Source organism: Rhodococcus sp. AD45-ID (assembly GCF_003023755.1).
In the GTDB taxonomy this organism is placed as follows: domain Bacteria; phylum Actinomycetota; class Actinomycetes; order Mycobacteriales; family Mycobacteriaceae; genus Rhodococcus_F; species Rhodococcus_F globerula.
This window is the reverse complement of sequence record NZ_PYHL01000001.1, coordinates 219,696-235,526: the sequence shown is the minus strand read 5'-3', so window position 1 is coordinate 235,526 and position 15,831 is coordinate 219,696. Positions and strand designations below refer to the sequence as shown.

The window sequence follows — 15,831 nt, the reverse complement described above, 5'->3', positions numbered from 1 at the left end:
CAGGTGGCAACTCACGTCGGAGGCGTTGTCACCGGTGGGAATTTGTGTGCCTTGATCGCCCCAGTCGTCGGAGGCGGCAGGAACAGATTTCCGCGAAGGCTGCCGCGGGCAGTTCGGACTGCCACCAGGCACCACGTGCCCAATAGCCCGACGTAGGCGATGGCAGCGGCGTATCGGAAAGCCGGCAATTCGGTATGCAACGCCAATTGTGTTGTGCCAGTGACAAATGTTCCGACCGGAAAAGTCAAACTCCACCACGTCAGGGCAAACGGCATTCCCTGGCGTGCGGTCCGGACTGTCAGCGCTGTGGCCAATCCGATCCACAACACCGCGAATCCCCACACGGGAACTCCGAACAGGATCGAAAAGATTCCCATCCCCGATGCCAACTGCGGTGAAACGGCAAGATGCGCGTTCGCTCCGAGCAGGCCGACCGCGGTGATGGACTGGCCCAGCGGACCCAGGACGATCCACAGAGTCGGCACACGAGCGGTTCCGGAGGTGCCGAAGTGGGCGAGGCGACTCCACACCATCGTGATGATGATGAACGACGCGAACAACGACAGGCCGAACATGGCGTAACAGCCGTAGAGCATCGTCGTGCGTCCGGTGCCGGGCGGCATATGGGGGATGAGCAGCGCGCCGGTCGCGGCGGAGACCATGGGCGGAACGACGGGCATCAGCCACCCGCCGAAGGCCGCGTCCGCTTCGACCTTGTGCTGAGTGAACATCAGATAAGGGATGGTCATTGCGGTAAATAGTCCGCCGATGGTTCCCATCGTCCACAGTGCCGCGTCGAGGCCGACAGCAGCGCGTTCCCCGATGAGAGACTTTCCGACCAATAGCGCTCCGGCTCCCACTGTCAGAAATGCCATCGGTGCGGCGCCGTAGAAATGCGCCATCTGTGGGTTGTGTGCATGGCTGCGAGCCACCGTCGGATGGCGTACCCAATGCGCCACCACTGCGACGACGAGAACCACGAGCAAAATCGCGGCGAGTGTCCACATCACCTGTGCAAACACTTGCTGACCCCGAACTTGCACGGGGAGTGTTGCTGCTGCCGTCGCGACAATTCCGGTGCCCATGACGGACGCGAACCAGTTCGGCCCGAGATTGCCGAGGATCTGCCCGGGCGATTGCAGTGAGGAAAGTAACCACGGCTGGTGCGGTGCAACCACGATTGCTCCTCGCTCAGGGCGCCAATTGATATGAAATGGTGCGTCAGGTCAGCGTAGCGGCGCCGGCACTGATTCCGAGAGGTTCTCGACTGATGGACGGGGGAAGGTAGCGTCACACAATGTGATTTCTCTTCGGCGGACTCGACTACGCACTGCCCTTCTCATCGGTTGCTCAACGGCAGCGGTCAGCGCGCTGATCGGAGTGCTGTGGGCGTTCCTGGTGCCGGCCGAGCATCTGTTGGTTGTCGCCGAGGGCCGCGGAATTGCGCTGACCGGGGAGAGTCTTCATCAGTTCGATGCGGTCGCGATCTTTTTCCTGCTTGCCCTGATTCTCGGTGTTCTCACCGGGGTGGCCGCGTGGCTCGCGAGACTCAGCCGAGGGCCGTACGCGCTCGGCGGGTTGATCGTCGGTTCAGTGCTCGGTACTGCACTGATGGCTGCAGTGGGCACCGGCATCGCGAAGTTGCGATTTCCGTCCGTCGACAATCCGGCGGTGGGGGAGATCATCGCGCGGGCGCCCGGCATCGGCACGTTGCTGGTGCTGATCGTTCAGCCGTTGGCGGCGTGCATCACGACATTGGTTCTTGTGGCACTGAGCCCGTACGACGACCTCGGGGTTGCCGACCATGCGGACGACGCGGACGTCGAGGCTGATGTGTTGTCGGAGCCCGCGACGCAGGAATTGTCCTGACGGTTGGTCTAGCAGACGCCTAATTGTCCGTTGTCGTTCATACTCAGCGCGTGCCTGTATTCGAAGCTGACATCGCCCGTCCGCGCGCCACAGTAACCACTCCTGAGGTGTTGCTGGGTGGTAGGTCTGCTCGCAAGGTTGTGACCCGCTCGCAACTAGCGCTGTGGAACGACGCCGAGCGGGGTCACGATTCGCTCGCAACGATACTGGCGCAGAACACGATTCGGGCGCAGGACTTGCTGCCCATCCGGCATGGCCGAATGGCGGCATCTCCGTGGACGTACTTCCGGGGCGCGGCCGCGGTCATGGCCGCCGATCTCGGATCGGCGCCGAACACAGGCATCGGGGTGCAGTTGTGTGGAGATGCCCATGTGCTGAACTTCGGGCTCTGGGCCACCCCGGAACGCAACTTGTCCTTCGATCTCCGCGACTTCGACGAAACCGTTCCGGGCCCGTTCGAGTGGGACGTCAAGAGACTCGCCGCAAGCATCGTTGTCCTCGCCCGTGAGAACGGAGTTTCCGAGGACCGTGCAGAAGCGGCGACGGTGGCAGCAATGAGGGCCTACCGAGACAAGATCGAGTCCTACGCTGCAACCCCCGAAATCGACATCTGGTACGACCGCATCGACGTCGACCGTCTACTGGGTTACTTCACCCCGGATACTGCCCTGCGCGCCGGGAAAATGATCGAAAACAAAGCTCAGAGTCGAACCAGTCGGGGAGCGTCACGCAAGCTCACGGAGATTGTCGACGGACGGCGACTTATCCGTGAAGAGCCACCGTTCCGCACCCACGTCGGCGACAGTCAGGTCGAACTTGTCACCGAGGTCGTGGCCGGTTACAGCACTTCGGTTCCGGACCATATCTGGAGTCTGCTCTCGCGATATCGGGCATCGGACGTGGTGCGGCAAGTGGTGGGTGTCGGCAGCGTCGGGATGCGTGTTTATCTTGCACTTCTCGAAGAGCGTCGGACCGGCGATCCGCTTTTCCTCCAGATCAAGCAGGCCGGGCCCTCGGTGTACGAGGGAAACGTCGAACCGAGCAGATACTCGAACTGCGGTGAGCGAGTTGTCCAAGGGCAACGCATGCTTCAGAGTGCGACTGACATGTTCGTCGGGTGGACCAGTGTTGGCGGCATGGATTTCTACGTTCGACAATTCCGCGACATGAAGGTCATTCCCGACGGCGCAACCATCGGACCGTACCTCGCCGAATTCGCAAGTGCGTGTGGGGAAGTGCTGGCTCGTGCTCATGCCCGCAGCGGTGACGCGAGCGCGATCTCCGAATATCTCGGCCAGTCGGACAAAGCCGTTGTGGCTTTGGCGAAGTTCGCGCGCCGGTACGCGGATCAGAACGAGCGCGATCACGCACAGTTGGTTGCGGCGATTGCCCGTGGATCGGTGGCGCGTGCTCCCGGTTGGTGATGGTGGACCGCGCGAGCCAGGCCGAGGACGCTCAACGGGTATTTTGCGAACTCGCTGCGAAACACGACGTTGCCGTGGCTTTGGTCAGCGAAAGCCCCATGCCACCGATCATTCGTCCTTCCTAGGCCGAATCCCCAGAGTTCTCACAGAATGAGCACAACGGCAGCACAAGATTGTGGGCTTACATAGGAGTCACAGTGATTGATTCCTCGAAGGAGATGCCGCAATGAGTGCTCACACAGTTGTTCTCGACCGGGGAGTGGTGTTGGTGACCGATATCGGCCGCGATCACGGAACGCGTGTTGCCGCCGAGTTCCTTGCTGCCGGCTGGAATGTGGCAGTGACGGCTCGGAGCGTTACGGAACTGGTTCGGATCATGGCTGGCAAGCCGGCGCATCGGTTCTTCGCGGTTGTCGCGGATCCGACGGATCGTTGGCAGGCGGATCGCATTCTCGACCGGGTGGGTGCACGTTTCGGCACGATCAACCGCGTGGTCGATCCCACCGGAACCGTCGCCGCAGCATGGATGATGAGAAGTGATGTCGATGCTGTTGCCTGACTGTAATATTCGCAGTCAGCTTGGTGGTCGTAGAGCCGCAAACTCGTCCGTCACGCGCAGCGTGGAGTCGGTGAAGCGGTAGAGCGCCGGCGGACGGCCACCTGATTTCCCGGACGGCGCCGTGTTTCCGGTGGCTGTGAGCACACCGCGTCGGCAAAGGACTCGATGCAGATTGGTTGCATCCACCTGATATCCAAGTGCAGCGCAATAGATTTCACGCAGAGTCGACATCGCGAACTCGTCTGGAGCCAGGCCGAAGCCGATGTTCGTGTAGGAGAGCTTGGCGGCCAGTCGGTTGCGGGCGTGCCGAACAACAGTGCCGTGGTCGAAAGACATCTCCGGCAGCTGCGACACCGGGTGCCACGCAGTGTCGGACGGAAGTTGAGGGTCCGCGCTCAAGGGAACCAGTCCCAGGAAGGTCGACGCGATGCGGCGCCCACCCGGAACGCGCTGCGGATCGCTGAAAACGGACAGTTGTTCGAGATGTGCGACCTTACGCAGATCGACCTTGTCGGCGAGGAGTCTGCGAGCCGACGTGGTGAGGTCCTCGTCGTCACGCAGGGTGCCGCCGGGCAGTGACCATGTGCCCTTCTGTGGATCGAGCGCGCGCTGCCACAGCAGGACGGCAAGTTCTTCACGTTCATCGGTGCTGTGAGCGCCGTCACCTGCGGTGATGTCAGTGGGAAAGGCTCGAACCTGGAACACCGCTGTGAGCACTTCGTGGGTGGTGTTACTATTGGGCACGTTTTCGATCGTAAGTCGAAAACCTCGATAACGGAAATCCGGGCCAGCCCGTTCGGATTTGAACTGGGTGATGAGCCTGGGTTCACGGTGAAGGAGAACGCCATGACGACCACGACGTTGTGGGAGGGATCGACCTCGCAGATTCACGACGGCCCCGGCGGTTACGCAGGAGTCGAAGCGACCCCCGAGTGGGCTGCCGAGGTCAAACGTCTGGCTCGCGAACGCGGTGCCACGATTCTGGCGCACAATTACCAGCTTCCCGCTATTCAGGATGTCGCCGACCACGTCGGTGACTCTCTTGCCCTCTCGCGTATCGCGGCGGAGGCCCCCGAAGACACGATCGTGTTCTGCGGCGTCCACTTCATGGCCGAGACCGCCAAGATTCTGTCGCCGTCCAAGACGGTGCTGATTCCGGACGAGCGCGCCGGTTGCTCGTTGGCTGATTCCATCAACGCGGAGCAACTTCGCGAGTGGAAGGCGGACAACCCGAACGCCCTCGTCGTGTCATATGTCAACACCACGGCCGAGGTCAAGGGCCTGACGGACATCTGCTGCACGTCGTCCAATGCAGTCGACGTGGTCAACTCCATTGATCCCGACCGGGAAGTTCTCTTCCTCCCGGACCAGTTCCTCGGAGCCCACGTCAAGCGCGTCACAGGCCGCACCAACATGCAGATCTGGGCCGGTGAATGCCACGTCCACGCGGGTATCAACGGTGACGAGTTGACGGCGAAGTCCAAGGCTCACCCCGATGCCGAGCTTTTTGTGCACCCTGAATGCGGTTGTGCCACTTCGGCTCTGTACTTGGCCGGTGAAGGTGCGGTTCCGGCGGACAAGGTCAAGATCCTCTCCACCGGTGGCATGCTCGACGCTGCCCGCGTCACGAAGAGCAAGCAGGTTCTGGTCGCCACGGAAATCGGCATGCTGCACCAGTTGCGTAAAGCCGCACCGGATGTCGACTTCCAGGCGGTGAACGACCGCGCGTCGTGCCCGTACATGAAGATGATCACTCCGGCCGCGTTGCTTCGTTGCCTCCTCGAAGGCAAGGACGAGGTTCACGTCGACCTCGAGATGGCCAAGCGTGCTCAGAAATCTGTGCAGCGCATGATCGAGATCGGTAATCCGGGCGGCGGCGAGTGACGAGCCCTGCCGGGCGCTACGCCTGGGAGGCGCATGCCGATCTTGTTGTGGTCGGCGGCGGCGTTGCGGGGCTCACAGCCGCGCGCGTCGCGTCGATACGCGGGTTGAAGGTGCTCACTGTCAGCAAGGGCGGTCCGACCGATACGTCGACGCAGTATGCGCAGGGCGGGATTGCCGTCGTGGGCGACTTGAGTACCGATTCGGTGGATTCACATGTCGCCGATACCTGCGAAGCCGGTGTCGGACTGTGCGACGAAGCAGCGGTGTACTCCGTTGTGGAAGCAGGGCACGAGGCAGTCGCGGCACTGGCCGCGCTCGGTGCAGTGTTCGATCGTGGGCGTGACGGCGAAGTGTCCCGTACCCGCGAGGGTGGCCACAGCACCAGGCGAATCATCCACGCCGGTGGAGACGCCACCGGCGCGGAAGTGCAGCGGGCACTCAACGCCGCTGGTCTCCCGGTCCTGTTCGGCGCCGCTGCCGTGCAGGTAGTCACCAATCGGCGCGGTGTGTGCGGGCTTGTCGTGTCCTCCCCGGACGGCCTGGGCGTGATCCATGCGCCTGCTGTTCTGTTGGCGACGGGTGGTCTCGGCCAGTTGTACTCGTGCAGTACCAATCCGCCCGGTGCAACCGCTGACGGTATCGCGCTGGCGCTCGCAGCTGGTGCGTCGGTCGCCGACCTCGAATTCGTGCAGTTCCACCCGACGGTTCTGTTCACTCCCGGCGGCCTCGGTCGACGGCCGCTGATCAGTGAGGCCGTACGCGGTGAGGGTGCAATTCTTGTTGACACCAACGGTGATTCGGTGACTGCAGGAGTTCACCCCCTTGGTGATCTGGCGCCCCGTGACGTCGTCTCGCGGGCAATTGCCGCGCGTCTGCGTGACCTGGGCAGCGATCATGTGTACCTCGACGCTCGAAAACTCGACGGGTTCTCGACGCGATTCCCGAACATCACGGCCTCGTGCCTCGAGGCGGGCATAGATCCTCGGACGCAGCTGATTCCGGTTGCTCCCGCCGCCCACTACTCGTGTGGTGGTGTCGCGACGGACGTCCACGGACGTACCGGAGTTCCGGGACTCTATGCGGCGGGAGAAGTTGCCCGTACCGGTCTGCACGGTGCCAATCGCCTTGCATCCAATAGTCTTCTCGAAGGATTGGTCGTTGGGGAGCGAGCCGGGATCGCCGCCGCGGAGCGACGTGAGGTTCACGCCGAGGTTGTCAACGTCGCCAGCGCACCGCTGCCGATATTGCCCCGCGAGGCCGTTCAGACGATCATGACTACTCACGCATCGGTTGTTCGAGACGGCGCCGGCCTCGAAGCTGCACGCACCGGCCTTGCGAATGCGGAACTCACTCTTGCAGTGAATGCCGAGGAACTCGAGGACGCCGCGTTGACGGTGACTGCGACGGCACTGGTTGCGGTCGCCGCTGCACGTACCGAGAGCCGCGGGTGCCACACCCGCACCGATTACCCGGAAACCGATCCCGATCAGCGTCGCAGCATCCGCATCAAGCGCGGTGCCGATGGCGAGATGGAAATACACGACATGTTGTTGACAGGAGCCCACCGATGACCGCGCAGAAGACCTTGCCGGCCCCCCTCGAGCTTGACGAAGTCCTGACGCTGGTTCGACTCGCTTTGGACGAAGATCTTCGCTATGGACCAGACGTCACCTCCGTTGCGACAGTTCCCGCTGACGCGACCGCGAAGGCGTCGGTTGTCTCGCGCGCCGAAGGCACTGTTGCGGGAATCGATATCGGACTGCTTGTCCTCGACGAAGTGATCGGCGCGGGCAACTACGACGTTGTCGATCGAGTTGCCGACGGCACCCGTGTGGTTCCTGGCCAATCGGTGCTGACCGTCGAAGCGCCTACCCGCGGACTGCTCACGGCGGAACGGACGATGCTCAACTTGGTGTGCCACCTGTCCGGAATCGCCACCGCTACAGCGGCTTGGGTTGATGCCGTTGCCGGCACCGATGCAAAGATCCGCGATAGCCGCAAGACCCTTCCCGGTCTGCGCGCGCTGCAGAAGTACGCCGTCCAGGTCGGTGGGGGAGTCAATCACCGCATGGGTCTCGGTGATGCGGCTTTGATCAAGGACAATCACGTTGCTGCCGCCGGATCTGTCGTCGCAGCACTGCGGGCTGTGCGTGAACTTGCGCCGGACATCGAGTGCGAGGTCGAGGTAGACACCCTCGAGCAGCTTGATCTGGTGCTTGCCGAAAATGTCGAACTTATTCTGCTGGACAACTTCCCGCTGTGGCAGACCCAGATCGCGGTGCAGCGACGTAACACCGCGTCGCCCACGACCAAGCTCGAATCTTCCGGCGGTCTGAGTCTCGACGTTGCCGCCGAGTACGCGGGTACCGGAGTCGATTATCTGGCAGTCGGTGCCCTCACGCACTCTGTGACGGTTCTGGATCTCGGTCTGGATATGTGACTCTCATGGCCGCCGCCTGTTCGGGGGCGGCCATGAGAGCATGTGTGGGTTCGGCCGTCAGGTCGTCAGGCGAAGCTGGATCAAAACGTGGTCGGTCTCGGCATCGGTGTAGCGTCCCGTTTCCTCGAAACCCATGATGTCGTAGAAGCGTCGTGCCGATCCGTTGAGTTCGTAAACCTCGAGCGTTACCGCTCCGTGCAGTGTCGTTGCATGCTCGACGAGCAGCCGCCCGATTCCGAGTCGTTGAGCCTGTGGTGACACGAACAGGCCGCCGATCTCGGCTCCCAGTAGGCCGAGCAGGCCTACAACCTGCTCGTCGGTTTCGGCAACCCAGTTGTCTGCCTTCACGAGGTAGATGTCGCGCATCTTCGCCTCACGTGCACCTTCGCCCTCGCCGTCGATAAAGGGGTGTGCGAGTTTTGATGCCTGCGACCACAATTCGATGACGGCATCCTCGTCGGAGGGCCGATAGGGTCGAATCTTCACGATGTTGGCGCCTGTTGAGTCCACGGCATCACCCTAGGTCATCTCGAGTTCACAGGAATCTCGCAGCCACTGTGCAGTGGCGTCGCGGGTCCGCGCGCGAAGGTAGTGAATATCACCACCTGTGAAGGGACTCATGATGACCGCAGTTCTGAATCCGGCGCCGACGCGGCCGCCGGCGCCCTCTGTCCATCACGGCGGCCCGTCACAGTCGTGGATTCGTACCCGCGGCGCCGCATCGGCCTTGACTGCGCTTCTCGTAGGCACCGCAGTTCTCTACCTGTGGAACCTGAGCGCAAGTGGTTATGCCAACACCTTCTATGCGGCAGCGGCTCAGGCAGGTTCGCAGGACTGGAAAGCTTGGTTCTTCGGATCGCTGGACACGTCCAACTTCATCACCGTCGACAAACCACCCGCGTCGCTGTGGGTAATGGGGTTGTCAGGACGAATCTTCGGATTCTCGAGCCTGAGTCTGCTTGTGCCGCAGGCGTTGATGGGAGTTGGTTCGGTTGCGCTCGTCTACGCGGCAGTGAAACGCGTCGCGACTCCGACAGCGGGGCTCATTGCGGGCGCCGTTCTCGCGGCAACACCCGCCGCTGCGCTCATGTTCAAGTTCGACAATCCCGATGCCTTGTTAGTGCTCCTGATGACACTGGCGGGTTACTGGGTGGTTCGAGCAGTCGAGACGTCGGTGGGCCGACGCGCCGCGATGTGGATTGCTCTCACCGGCATTGCTCTCGGCTTTGCATTCCTCACCAAGATGCTGCAGGGCCTGATGGTGCTGCCCGCGTTCGGCCTGGCGTATCTGGTTGCCGGACAGGCCAGGTTGCGCGCCCGAGTTCTGCACCTTGCGATCGGTGTTGGTGCGGTGATCCTGGCGGCCGGGTGGTGGGTGCTGGCCGTGTGGCTCTGGCCCGCAGATTCGAGGCCGTACATCGGGGGCTCGACCAACAACAGCGTCATGGACCTTGTCCTCGGGTACAACGGGCTCGGTCGGATCTTCGGGAATTCCGGTGGCGGTGGCGGCGGAATGAGTGGCGGCGCTGCAGGTTCGAGCTTCGGCGGGAGCACGGGCCTCGATCGGTTGTTCGGAAGTGAGATGGGAATTCAGATCTCGTGGCTGATCCCCGCTGCGCTGATTGCACTTGTTCTCGGACTGATAGCGCGTGGTCGTGCCCCGAGAACCGATCTGTTGCGGGCGTCGATGATCGTCTGGGGCGGCTGGTTCCTGGTGACGGGGCTGATCTTCAGCTACATGTCCGGCACCATCCATCCCTACTACACCGTGGCGTTGGCTCCCGCGATTGCCGGAATGATCGCAGCCGGCGGCTACGCATTGTGGTTGGAACGGTCGCGGTGGATCGGGCGACTCGGCCTGGCATCAATGATGCTTGCTGCGGGAATCTGGAGTTGGGTTCTCCTGCATCGCAATTCCGACTGGCTACCGGCTCTCGAATGGATCGTACTGGCAGGGACTGTCGTCGGCGCGGCACTGATTCTCCTCGGCGCCAGGAATCGGTTCCGGAAGTTGGTGATCGCGGGGCTGGTCGTCGGATCGTTGGCCGGCATCGGAGGCTCAGCCTCGTACTCAATCGCCACCGCAGCAACAGCTCACGGTGGATCTATCCCCACGGCCGGCCCGGCCGGTGCCGTCTCAATTGCGCCGACCCCATCGGCCGGTACGGGTGCCAACAGTTCCGAGCTGACAGCCATGCTGATCGGCGCAGGCACCCGCTGGTCCGCAGCAACCAACGGGTCGCAGAGTGCCGCGACGTACGAGTTGGCGAGCAATACTGCCGTGATGGCGACCGGTGGTTGGAGTTCGGACCCAGCACCCACGTTGGACCAGTTCATCTCCTATGTCACGAACGGCGATGTCCACTATTACGTCGCTGGTGGTCAGGGCGGTGGCCGCGGCGGCGGTGACAGTACGTCGAGTGCAATCCAAGCCTGGGTGGAAGCCAATTTCGAAGGCACAACCGTCGGGAATGCAACGGTTTACGACCTCAGTGGCTACGCCGACTAGGCAGGGCAGGTGCCCGGTCGCCGGACACTGTCGGTCATGATCGAACAATGCCTGGAACCGAGGAGCGTCTGCCGAAGGATCGGCGTCAACGATGGACGTGGCGCGACACCGCGTTTATCGCGGTGGTCGTGCTGCTGGGCGCCGGTGCGGCGCGCCTGACGCAGGACGACGGCCCGGCTGCGATTCCCGGTTGTGAATCCGTCGAAGCGGCCGGGGAGGTGAAGAGTTTTCTGGTCGCCACGATCGGGGGTGACGACCCCGGGTACAACGATCCTGACTATCCGTGGTTCTCCAAGTCGAAAGCAGACGCGATGCGTAGGGCGGTGACTGAGGCACTACCGGTGGACGCCAGACTTGAAGACCCGGGATTCGCCTTCATATTTCCGCCAGTGCACAACTTCGGCGAGGCCCGGTCGCCCGAATCGGCGGAGGAATTGACCCTCGGTGGTTCGACCACTGCACTTGGTGACATAGCCCGCGGTGATGCGCGAGCAACGGTCTCGGTGGATGTTCGAGAATGGACAGGACCGATTCCGTCGTGTGTCGAAGGTTCCGTAGATCGGCGTGAAGTGCGTGCCGACGGAACAGTTCTCGACTTCTACGAGGCGAAAGGCGCTGCCAGTCCATATGCTCAGGACTTTGTCGTAGTCTACGTCCCCGGTGTCAGTCGCGTCTTCGCCTCGGTAACCGGATTTGACGGATCGGACGCGCAAGTCCTGTCGACGGACGAGTTGGTCGACGTCGCTCTCGCGCCAGGTTTTGCTGTGACAGAAGATATTCCGCCGGCGACATTCTGTGGCATTCTCACGGTGATGGACGAGGGTGGGGTGGACGAAGACGACGTGTCGAGGCTCAACGCCGTACTTGACGAGCGATGGCGGTGGCTCGGAACAACCGGCGTCACGCTTGACCGTCCGTTGGGTTCGCTGGTGCCAGACGACTCGGGCAGCGGCCTGTGTGGGGACGTTGTCGTGAGCGCGCCGGGTGCGGCAGCGAACCTGCAAATCTCGATTACCCGGAACGAATTCCGCTTGCTCGAGAACGCCGTAATCCTGCCCGACGATACGTTGATCAGTCGCACCGAGAACCCCGGCACAAGTTCGGTGGCCGTCCAGCATCCGTCCGGCGAGACTGTTGTTGTGCGAACGGTGACGCACACTGTGTCGCCGCTGGTAATCGAGCAACTCGAGTTGATTGCGACGTCACCCGGTCTCGAAATTGCGCCGAGCTAGGGAAGGTTCGATGGAACTGGCAGAATCAGAGGGTATTTGCCGCTTCGACTAGCTGGAGGCAACAAAAAATGGGCGACGTCAGCCCGGCGCGGGGTGGGGACTTTTCCGCGTGGTTCATCGACCAGTTTGCGACGTATTGGCAGTCGGGCGGTGGTGCTCGCATCGAGGGCCGGATCGCCGGCTATCTGCTCATCAGTGAATCTCCGGGAGTCAGTGCCGAGGAGTTGGCCATTGCTCTCGACACCAGTCGTGGATCTGTCTCCAACTACATTCGACGGCTTATCGATCGTGGATTTGTGAAGCTCGTTCGTAAGCCTCGCGATCGAACTCATTATTACGTCATGGATTCCGACGTGTGGGGCGGCTTCCTCGAGAACGAGCACCAGTACCTCGAGAATCAGCGCACGCTCGCGACCGAGGCACTCCAGTATGCAAACCCCAACGGCCCCGCCTACATTCGTGTGCTGAACATGCGCGACTACATGGGCTGGATCATCGACAATCGCATGCTGGGCAGTGAATGGGCTCGATTCAAGGAAGTGCGGGACGGGGCAGTTCAGGACGAGGCAGTTCGGGACGAGGCAGGACAAGATAGAGCAGGGCCCGCACCTGAATAAGGTACGGGCCCTGCGGGTCTCGCCGGATTTATTTGTTCAGTTTTGCGACTGCCTCGTCGATCATCGGTGCGTAGCGCTCGAGTGACCACGGGACGGTCAAGGGATTGATCATCGATGATCCCGTCACAAAAGGCTGGTCCGTCGGGGCGATGATAGTTCCTCGTGCGACGGCCGGAATCTGCTGATAGGCGGGCTGCGCTTCGATTTCGGCCCGGTTCGCGGGATCGGAGTAGAAGGTGAACAGCAGATCCGAATTGTTCAGGAGGTGGGCATTCTCGAGGCCGATCACTGCAGAATCGGTACCTTCGGACTCGGTCAGCGTGTTCACGACGGGATCAACCTGCAAGCCCAGTCCGCGAACCATGGCAACACGCTGCTCTTCGGCGAAGAACACGCCGAGTGTTCCTGGGCCGGTGTTGTAGATGAACGAGAAGCTTACGTCTGCGTAATCGGGATGTGCTGCAGACGATTTCGCGAACTGGTCTTTGATCTTGTCGATCTCGGCGGTGGCTTTCCCGGTTTCGCCCATGGCCTTTCCGATCACGTTGATCTGCTCTTCCCATGTGATGGTCCACGGGCTTTCCTCGTACGCAACGGTGGGTGCAAAGGCGTTGAGGGAGTCGAACTGCTGCTGGGTGATACCGGACCATGGTGCGAGGATCAGATCGGGATCAAGAGCGATGATCGCTTCGATGTTCAGATCGGCTCCGCCGGTGAACTGCTCGGGGAGTTCACCGCCTTGTTCGGTGACTGCCTCGTGAACCCAGGGGAGGTAGCCGGATTCGTCACTGCCCCATGAATATTTCTCGACGCCGACGGGAATGGTACCCAGCGCTATGACTGTCTCGGCGGAACCCATGCCGAGCGTGACGATCCGCTCCGGCTTCTCGGTGATGACTGCCTTGCCGAGAGCATGCTCGATAGTGACGGTCTCGAAGTTGCCGGTATTGGTGTCGGTGGTGTCGCTGCTACTGGTACTGCAACCGCCGATTGCCAGGGCGGCGATGACAAGTCCACTCAGGAGCGCAGACCGGCGGAGGGATCGCACGGGGGCGTATCGCATGAAGAGCCTTTCGGTGTCGAGGCGCCGGAGTGCTCTTGTGGCTCTCGTGGATCGCCGAGCAAGATGGACTAGCGCACAGGAAGCATAGGCTAGCCTTCCCTGAACTTTCAAGTCAATTGAAAGTTCAGACCGCCTGCACCGGTTGTTCAGTCCGTCGGCATGGATCCCAGGCGGGCCAGGAGTGGCGCCGCGTCGACAAGTTTGGCCGCGTCGTCGGGATCCATTCCCGCCAAGAGGCTTCGAATGCCGTCGGCCCACATCTGGTCGATCTTCTGGTTGTTGCGGGTGGCCACTGGGGTTTGGTGCAGGCGGAACGAGCGTCCGTCGCTGGGATCGGATCGCTTTTCGAGTAGGCCTTGGTCCACCAGTCGGCGAACCGTTGTGCTGACGTTGCTGCTTTGCAAGTTCAAGGCGCGCGCGATCTCCGACACCGTACTGCCGGGATGTTCCTCGATTACGCGGAGGACTTCGATCTCGGAATGGGGGAGTCGGGACAAGCCCGCCTCCTTCTCGCCGAAGCGCCGCAATGCCCACACCACCGAACGCGCCGTATGTGCCAAGCGCTGGACATCGTCATCTGTTGCAACCGATTTGTTGGACACGAACCCAGTCTAGACGTTAAGATATATATAAATCTATATCTATTTCTAGATATAGCCGTAGTGCAAAACTGGATGAAGGATCAATGTGAAACAGCACGTGCAGGAAGCAGACACCATGGTGGAGTCCGACCCGGTGTCTGTGTCGGACGCGGGACACGCGACACATCTACCCGCCAAGATCATCGCCACATTGGCTCTGTTGGCGGCTGTGGCACCACTGGCCATCGACATGTATCTGCCGGCATTCCCTGAGATGTCGGTGGAGTTCGATACCAGTGCATCAGCCGTACAGCTGACACTCACGACCTTCCTGGTCGGCCTTGCCCTTGGGCAACTTGTGTTCGGCCCGCTCTCCGATCGGTACGGTCGACGGCCACTACTTCTCATCGGGACTGCGGCTTGCGCCGTCTTCAGTGCCGGCGCCGCACTGGCGCCGAGCATCGAACTTCTGGCCGCAGCGCGCTTTGTGCAGGGCTTTGCCGGGGCGGCGGGAATTGTCCTGGGCCGCGCGGTGATCTCCGATCGTGCCCGCGGTGCCGCTGCGGCAAAATTGTTCAGCCTGCTCGTGGTGATCAACGCAGTAGCACCGGTAATCGCGCCGCTACTCGGCGGTGTTGTTGTCACTAATTTCGGGTGGCGTGGCGTGTTCTGGGTTCTGACAGTGCTGTCCGCGTTGATGTTCGTGTGCGTCCTTGCATTGGTATCGGAAACGCTCCCGAAGGAATTGCGCACCACCGGCGGCGCTGCCGCGATGCTGGGTGAGGCTCGAAACGTTCTGCGGAACCGCCGGTACGTCGGGTTCACCCTCGCGTACGCCTTCGCTTTTGGTGTCATGTTTGCGTACATCTCTGCGTCACCGTTTGTCCTGCAGAATGTGCACGGACTCTCCACTGCTTGGTACACAGTTGTTTTCACCGTCAACGCGGTCGGTCTTGTGATCTTCAGCGTCGCCAACGGCGGGGTTGTCGCGAAACTAGGTGACCGGGTGACGTTGCGGATCGGTCTCACGTTGCTCGCGGTGTTTTCGGCAGGCATGCTGATCAATGCGCTTGCCGGGCCCGTTCTGTGGATCACTCTGATCGCGTTGTGGTGCACGATGGCCAGCCTCGGCCTTGTCATCGCCAACGCCACAACCTTGGCGCTCGGTGAGGCGCGGCAGGCCGCCGGTACCGGATCGGCAGTGCTTGGTGCGCTGCAGTTCCTGCTCGCTGCTGCGATTTCCCCGCTCGTCGGGATCGGCGGGGAGGGCACCGCCCTGCCTATGGCCATCGCAATGGTCGTCAGTGCGCTCATCGCGCTGTCGGCGCTTGCCCTGACGAGAGGGAAGGCTTCAGCAGACGCGCAGTAATCTGTGCCGAACTCGCCACAGCCGACCCGGGACACCACCAGTCCCGGGTCGGTTTTTACGTGGAAGGAGTCGAAATATCACCCTCAGCGGGTGATGTCCGACCGCCAGTGGCCGGATACATTTCAGCTACCCGTTTCCTCGAAGTAGAGGTGCGCGAAGTAGAGGTGCGCGAAGTAGAAGTGCGCGATGCAGAAGTGCGCGAGAGAACAGTGCAGGTAGAAGCAAGGCGGTCAGCGGATTTTGCTCAATTCACCGACGGATAAACGGACATATGGGAAAGATTG

15 protein-coding genes are annotated in these 15,831 nt (G+C 61.7%); 10 read left to right on the top strand and 5 right to left on the bottom strand.

The window, feature by feature from the left end:
• Positions 1-11 precede the first annotated feature (11 nt).
• A complete protein-coding gene (locus tag C7T36_RS01000; RefSeq protein WP_045070202.1) occupies positions 12-1,178 on the bottom strand; it encodes a TDT family transporter in 1,167 nt (388 codons plus the stop codon).
• Between the two features lie 121 nt (positions 1,179-1,299).
• On the opposite strand from C7T36_RS01000, the gene C7T36_RS00995 reads away from it, so the two are divergent.
• From C7T36_RS00995 to C7T36_RS00985, 3 genes are all read left to right on the top strand, one after another.
• Positions 1,300-1,869 (top strand): DUF2567 domain-containing protein, encoded by a 570-nt coding sequence (locus C7T36_RS00995; RefSeq protein WP_045070200.1) that lies wholly within the window; start codon positions 1,300-1,302, stop codon positions 1,867-1,869.
• A 50-nt stretch (positions 1,870-1,919) separates the two neighbouring features.
• Positions 1,920-3,293 carry a DUF2252 domain-containing protein gene (locus C7T36_RS00990; RefSeq protein WP_045071068.1) on the top strand — a complete coding sequence of 458 codons (1,374 nt, stop codon included), beginning with the start codon at positions 1,920-1,922 and terminating at the stop codon, positions 3,291-3,293.
• A gap of 226 nt (positions 3,294-3,519) precedes the next feature.
• A complete protein-coding gene (locus C7T36_RS00985) occupies positions 3,520-3,852 on the top strand; it encodes an SDR family NAD(P)-dependent oxidoreductase (RefSeq protein WP_045070198.1) in 333 nt (110 codons plus the stop codon).
• Positions 3,853-3,867: 15 nt separating this feature from the next.
• Here the strand turns inward: C7T36_RS00985 and C7T36_RS00980 are convergent, their stop codons facing one another.
• Entirely contained in the window at positions 3,868-4,596 is a 729-nt protein-coding gene (locus C7T36_RS00980) for an NUDIX domain-containing protein (protein ID WP_033230933.1), read from the bottom strand.
• Positions 4,597-4,698: 102 nt separating this feature from the next.
• Between C7T36_RS00980 and nadA the strand changes: the two genes are divergently transcribed.
• From nadA to nadC, 3 genes are read left to right on the top strand one after another with little or no spacing between them, the layout of a single operon-like run.
• Positions 4,699-5,736 carry a quinolinate synthase NadA gene (gene nadA / locus C7T36_RS00975; protein WP_033230932.1) on the top strand — a complete coding sequence of 346 codons (1,038 nt, stop codon included), beginning with the start codon at positions 4,699-4,701 and terminating at the stop codon, positions 5,734-5,736.
• A complete protein-coding gene (locus tag C7T36_RS00970; protein ID WP_045070196.1) occupies positions 5,733-7,307 on the top strand; it encodes an L-aspartate oxidase in 1,575 nt (524 codons plus the stop codon). The genes nadA and C7T36_RS00970 overlap by 4 nt, the downstream gene beginning before the upstream one ends.
• Entirely contained in the window at positions 7,304-8,176 is an 873-nt protein-coding gene (gene nadC, locus C7T36_RS00965; RefSeq protein ID WP_045070193.1) for a carboxylating nicotinate-nucleotide diphosphorylase, read from the top strand. Before C7T36_RS00970 ends, nadC begins: the two co-directional genes overlap by 4 nt.
• 57 nt (positions 8,177-8,233) lie before the next feature.
• Here the strand turns inward: nadC and C7T36_RS00960 are convergent, their stop codons facing one another.
• Positions 8,234-8,686: a GNAT family N-acetyltransferase gene (locus tag C7T36_RS00960; RefSeq protein ID WP_033230929.1), complete on the bottom strand. Its 453-nt coding sequence runs from the start codon at positions 8,684-8,686 to the stop codon at positions 8,234-8,236.
• 112 nt (positions 8,687-8,798) lie between these two features.
• On the opposite strand from C7T36_RS00960, the gene C7T36_RS00955 reads away from it, so the two are divergent.
• The 3 genes from C7T36_RS00955 to C7T36_RS00945 all read left to right on the top strand — a co-directional run bounded on the left by C7T36_RS00955 (position 8,799) and on the right by C7T36_RS00945 (position 12,534).
• Complete coding sequence (locus C7T36_RS00955) at positions 8,799-10,685, top strand: glycosyltransferase family 39 protein (RefSeq protein WP_084703055.1); 1,887 nt, start codon at positions 8,799-8,801, stop codon at positions 10,683-10,685.
• Positions 10,686-10,732: 47 nt separating this feature from the next.
• The gene (locus tag C7T36_RS00950) at positions 10,733-11,917 is read left to right on the top strand and encodes a hypothetical protein (protein WP_045070190.1); all 1,185 of its coding nucleotides are present in this window, start codon (positions 10,733-10,735) and stop codon (positions 11,915-11,917) included.
• A gap of 68 nt (positions 11,918-11,985) precedes the next feature.
• Positions 11,986-12,534 carry a GbsR/MarR family transcriptional regulator gene (locus tag C7T36_RS00945; protein ID WP_084703020.1) on the top strand — a complete coding sequence of 183 codons (549 nt, stop codon included), beginning with the start codon at positions 11,986-11,988 and terminating at the stop codon, positions 12,532-12,534.
• A gap of 28 nt (positions 12,535-12,562) precedes the next feature.
• Here the strand turns inward: C7T36_RS00945 and C7T36_RS00940 are convergent, their stop codons facing one another.
• Positions 12,563-13,597, bottom strand: a complete 1,035-nt coding sequence (locus C7T36_RS00940) for an iron-siderophore ABC transporter substrate-binding protein (protein ID WP_045070188.1) — start codon at positions 13,595-13,597, stop codon at positions 12,563-12,565.
• Positions 13,598-13,743: 146 nt separating this feature from the next.
• Entirely contained in the window at positions 13,744-14,199 is a 456-nt protein-coding gene (locus C7T36_RS00935) for a MarR family winged helix-turn-helix transcriptional regulator (protein WP_084703018.1), read from the bottom strand.
• An 85-nt stretch (positions 14,200-14,284) separates the two neighbouring features.
• On the opposite strand from C7T36_RS00935, the gene C7T36_RS00930 reads away from it, so the two are divergent.
• Positions 14,285-15,547, top strand: coding sequence for a multidrug effflux MFS transporter (locus C7T36_RS00930; RefSeq protein WP_308191100.1), 1,263 nt, complete (start codon positions 14,285-14,287; stop codon positions 15,545-15,547).
• The last annotated feature ends 284 nt before the right edge of the window (positions 15,548-15,831 follow it).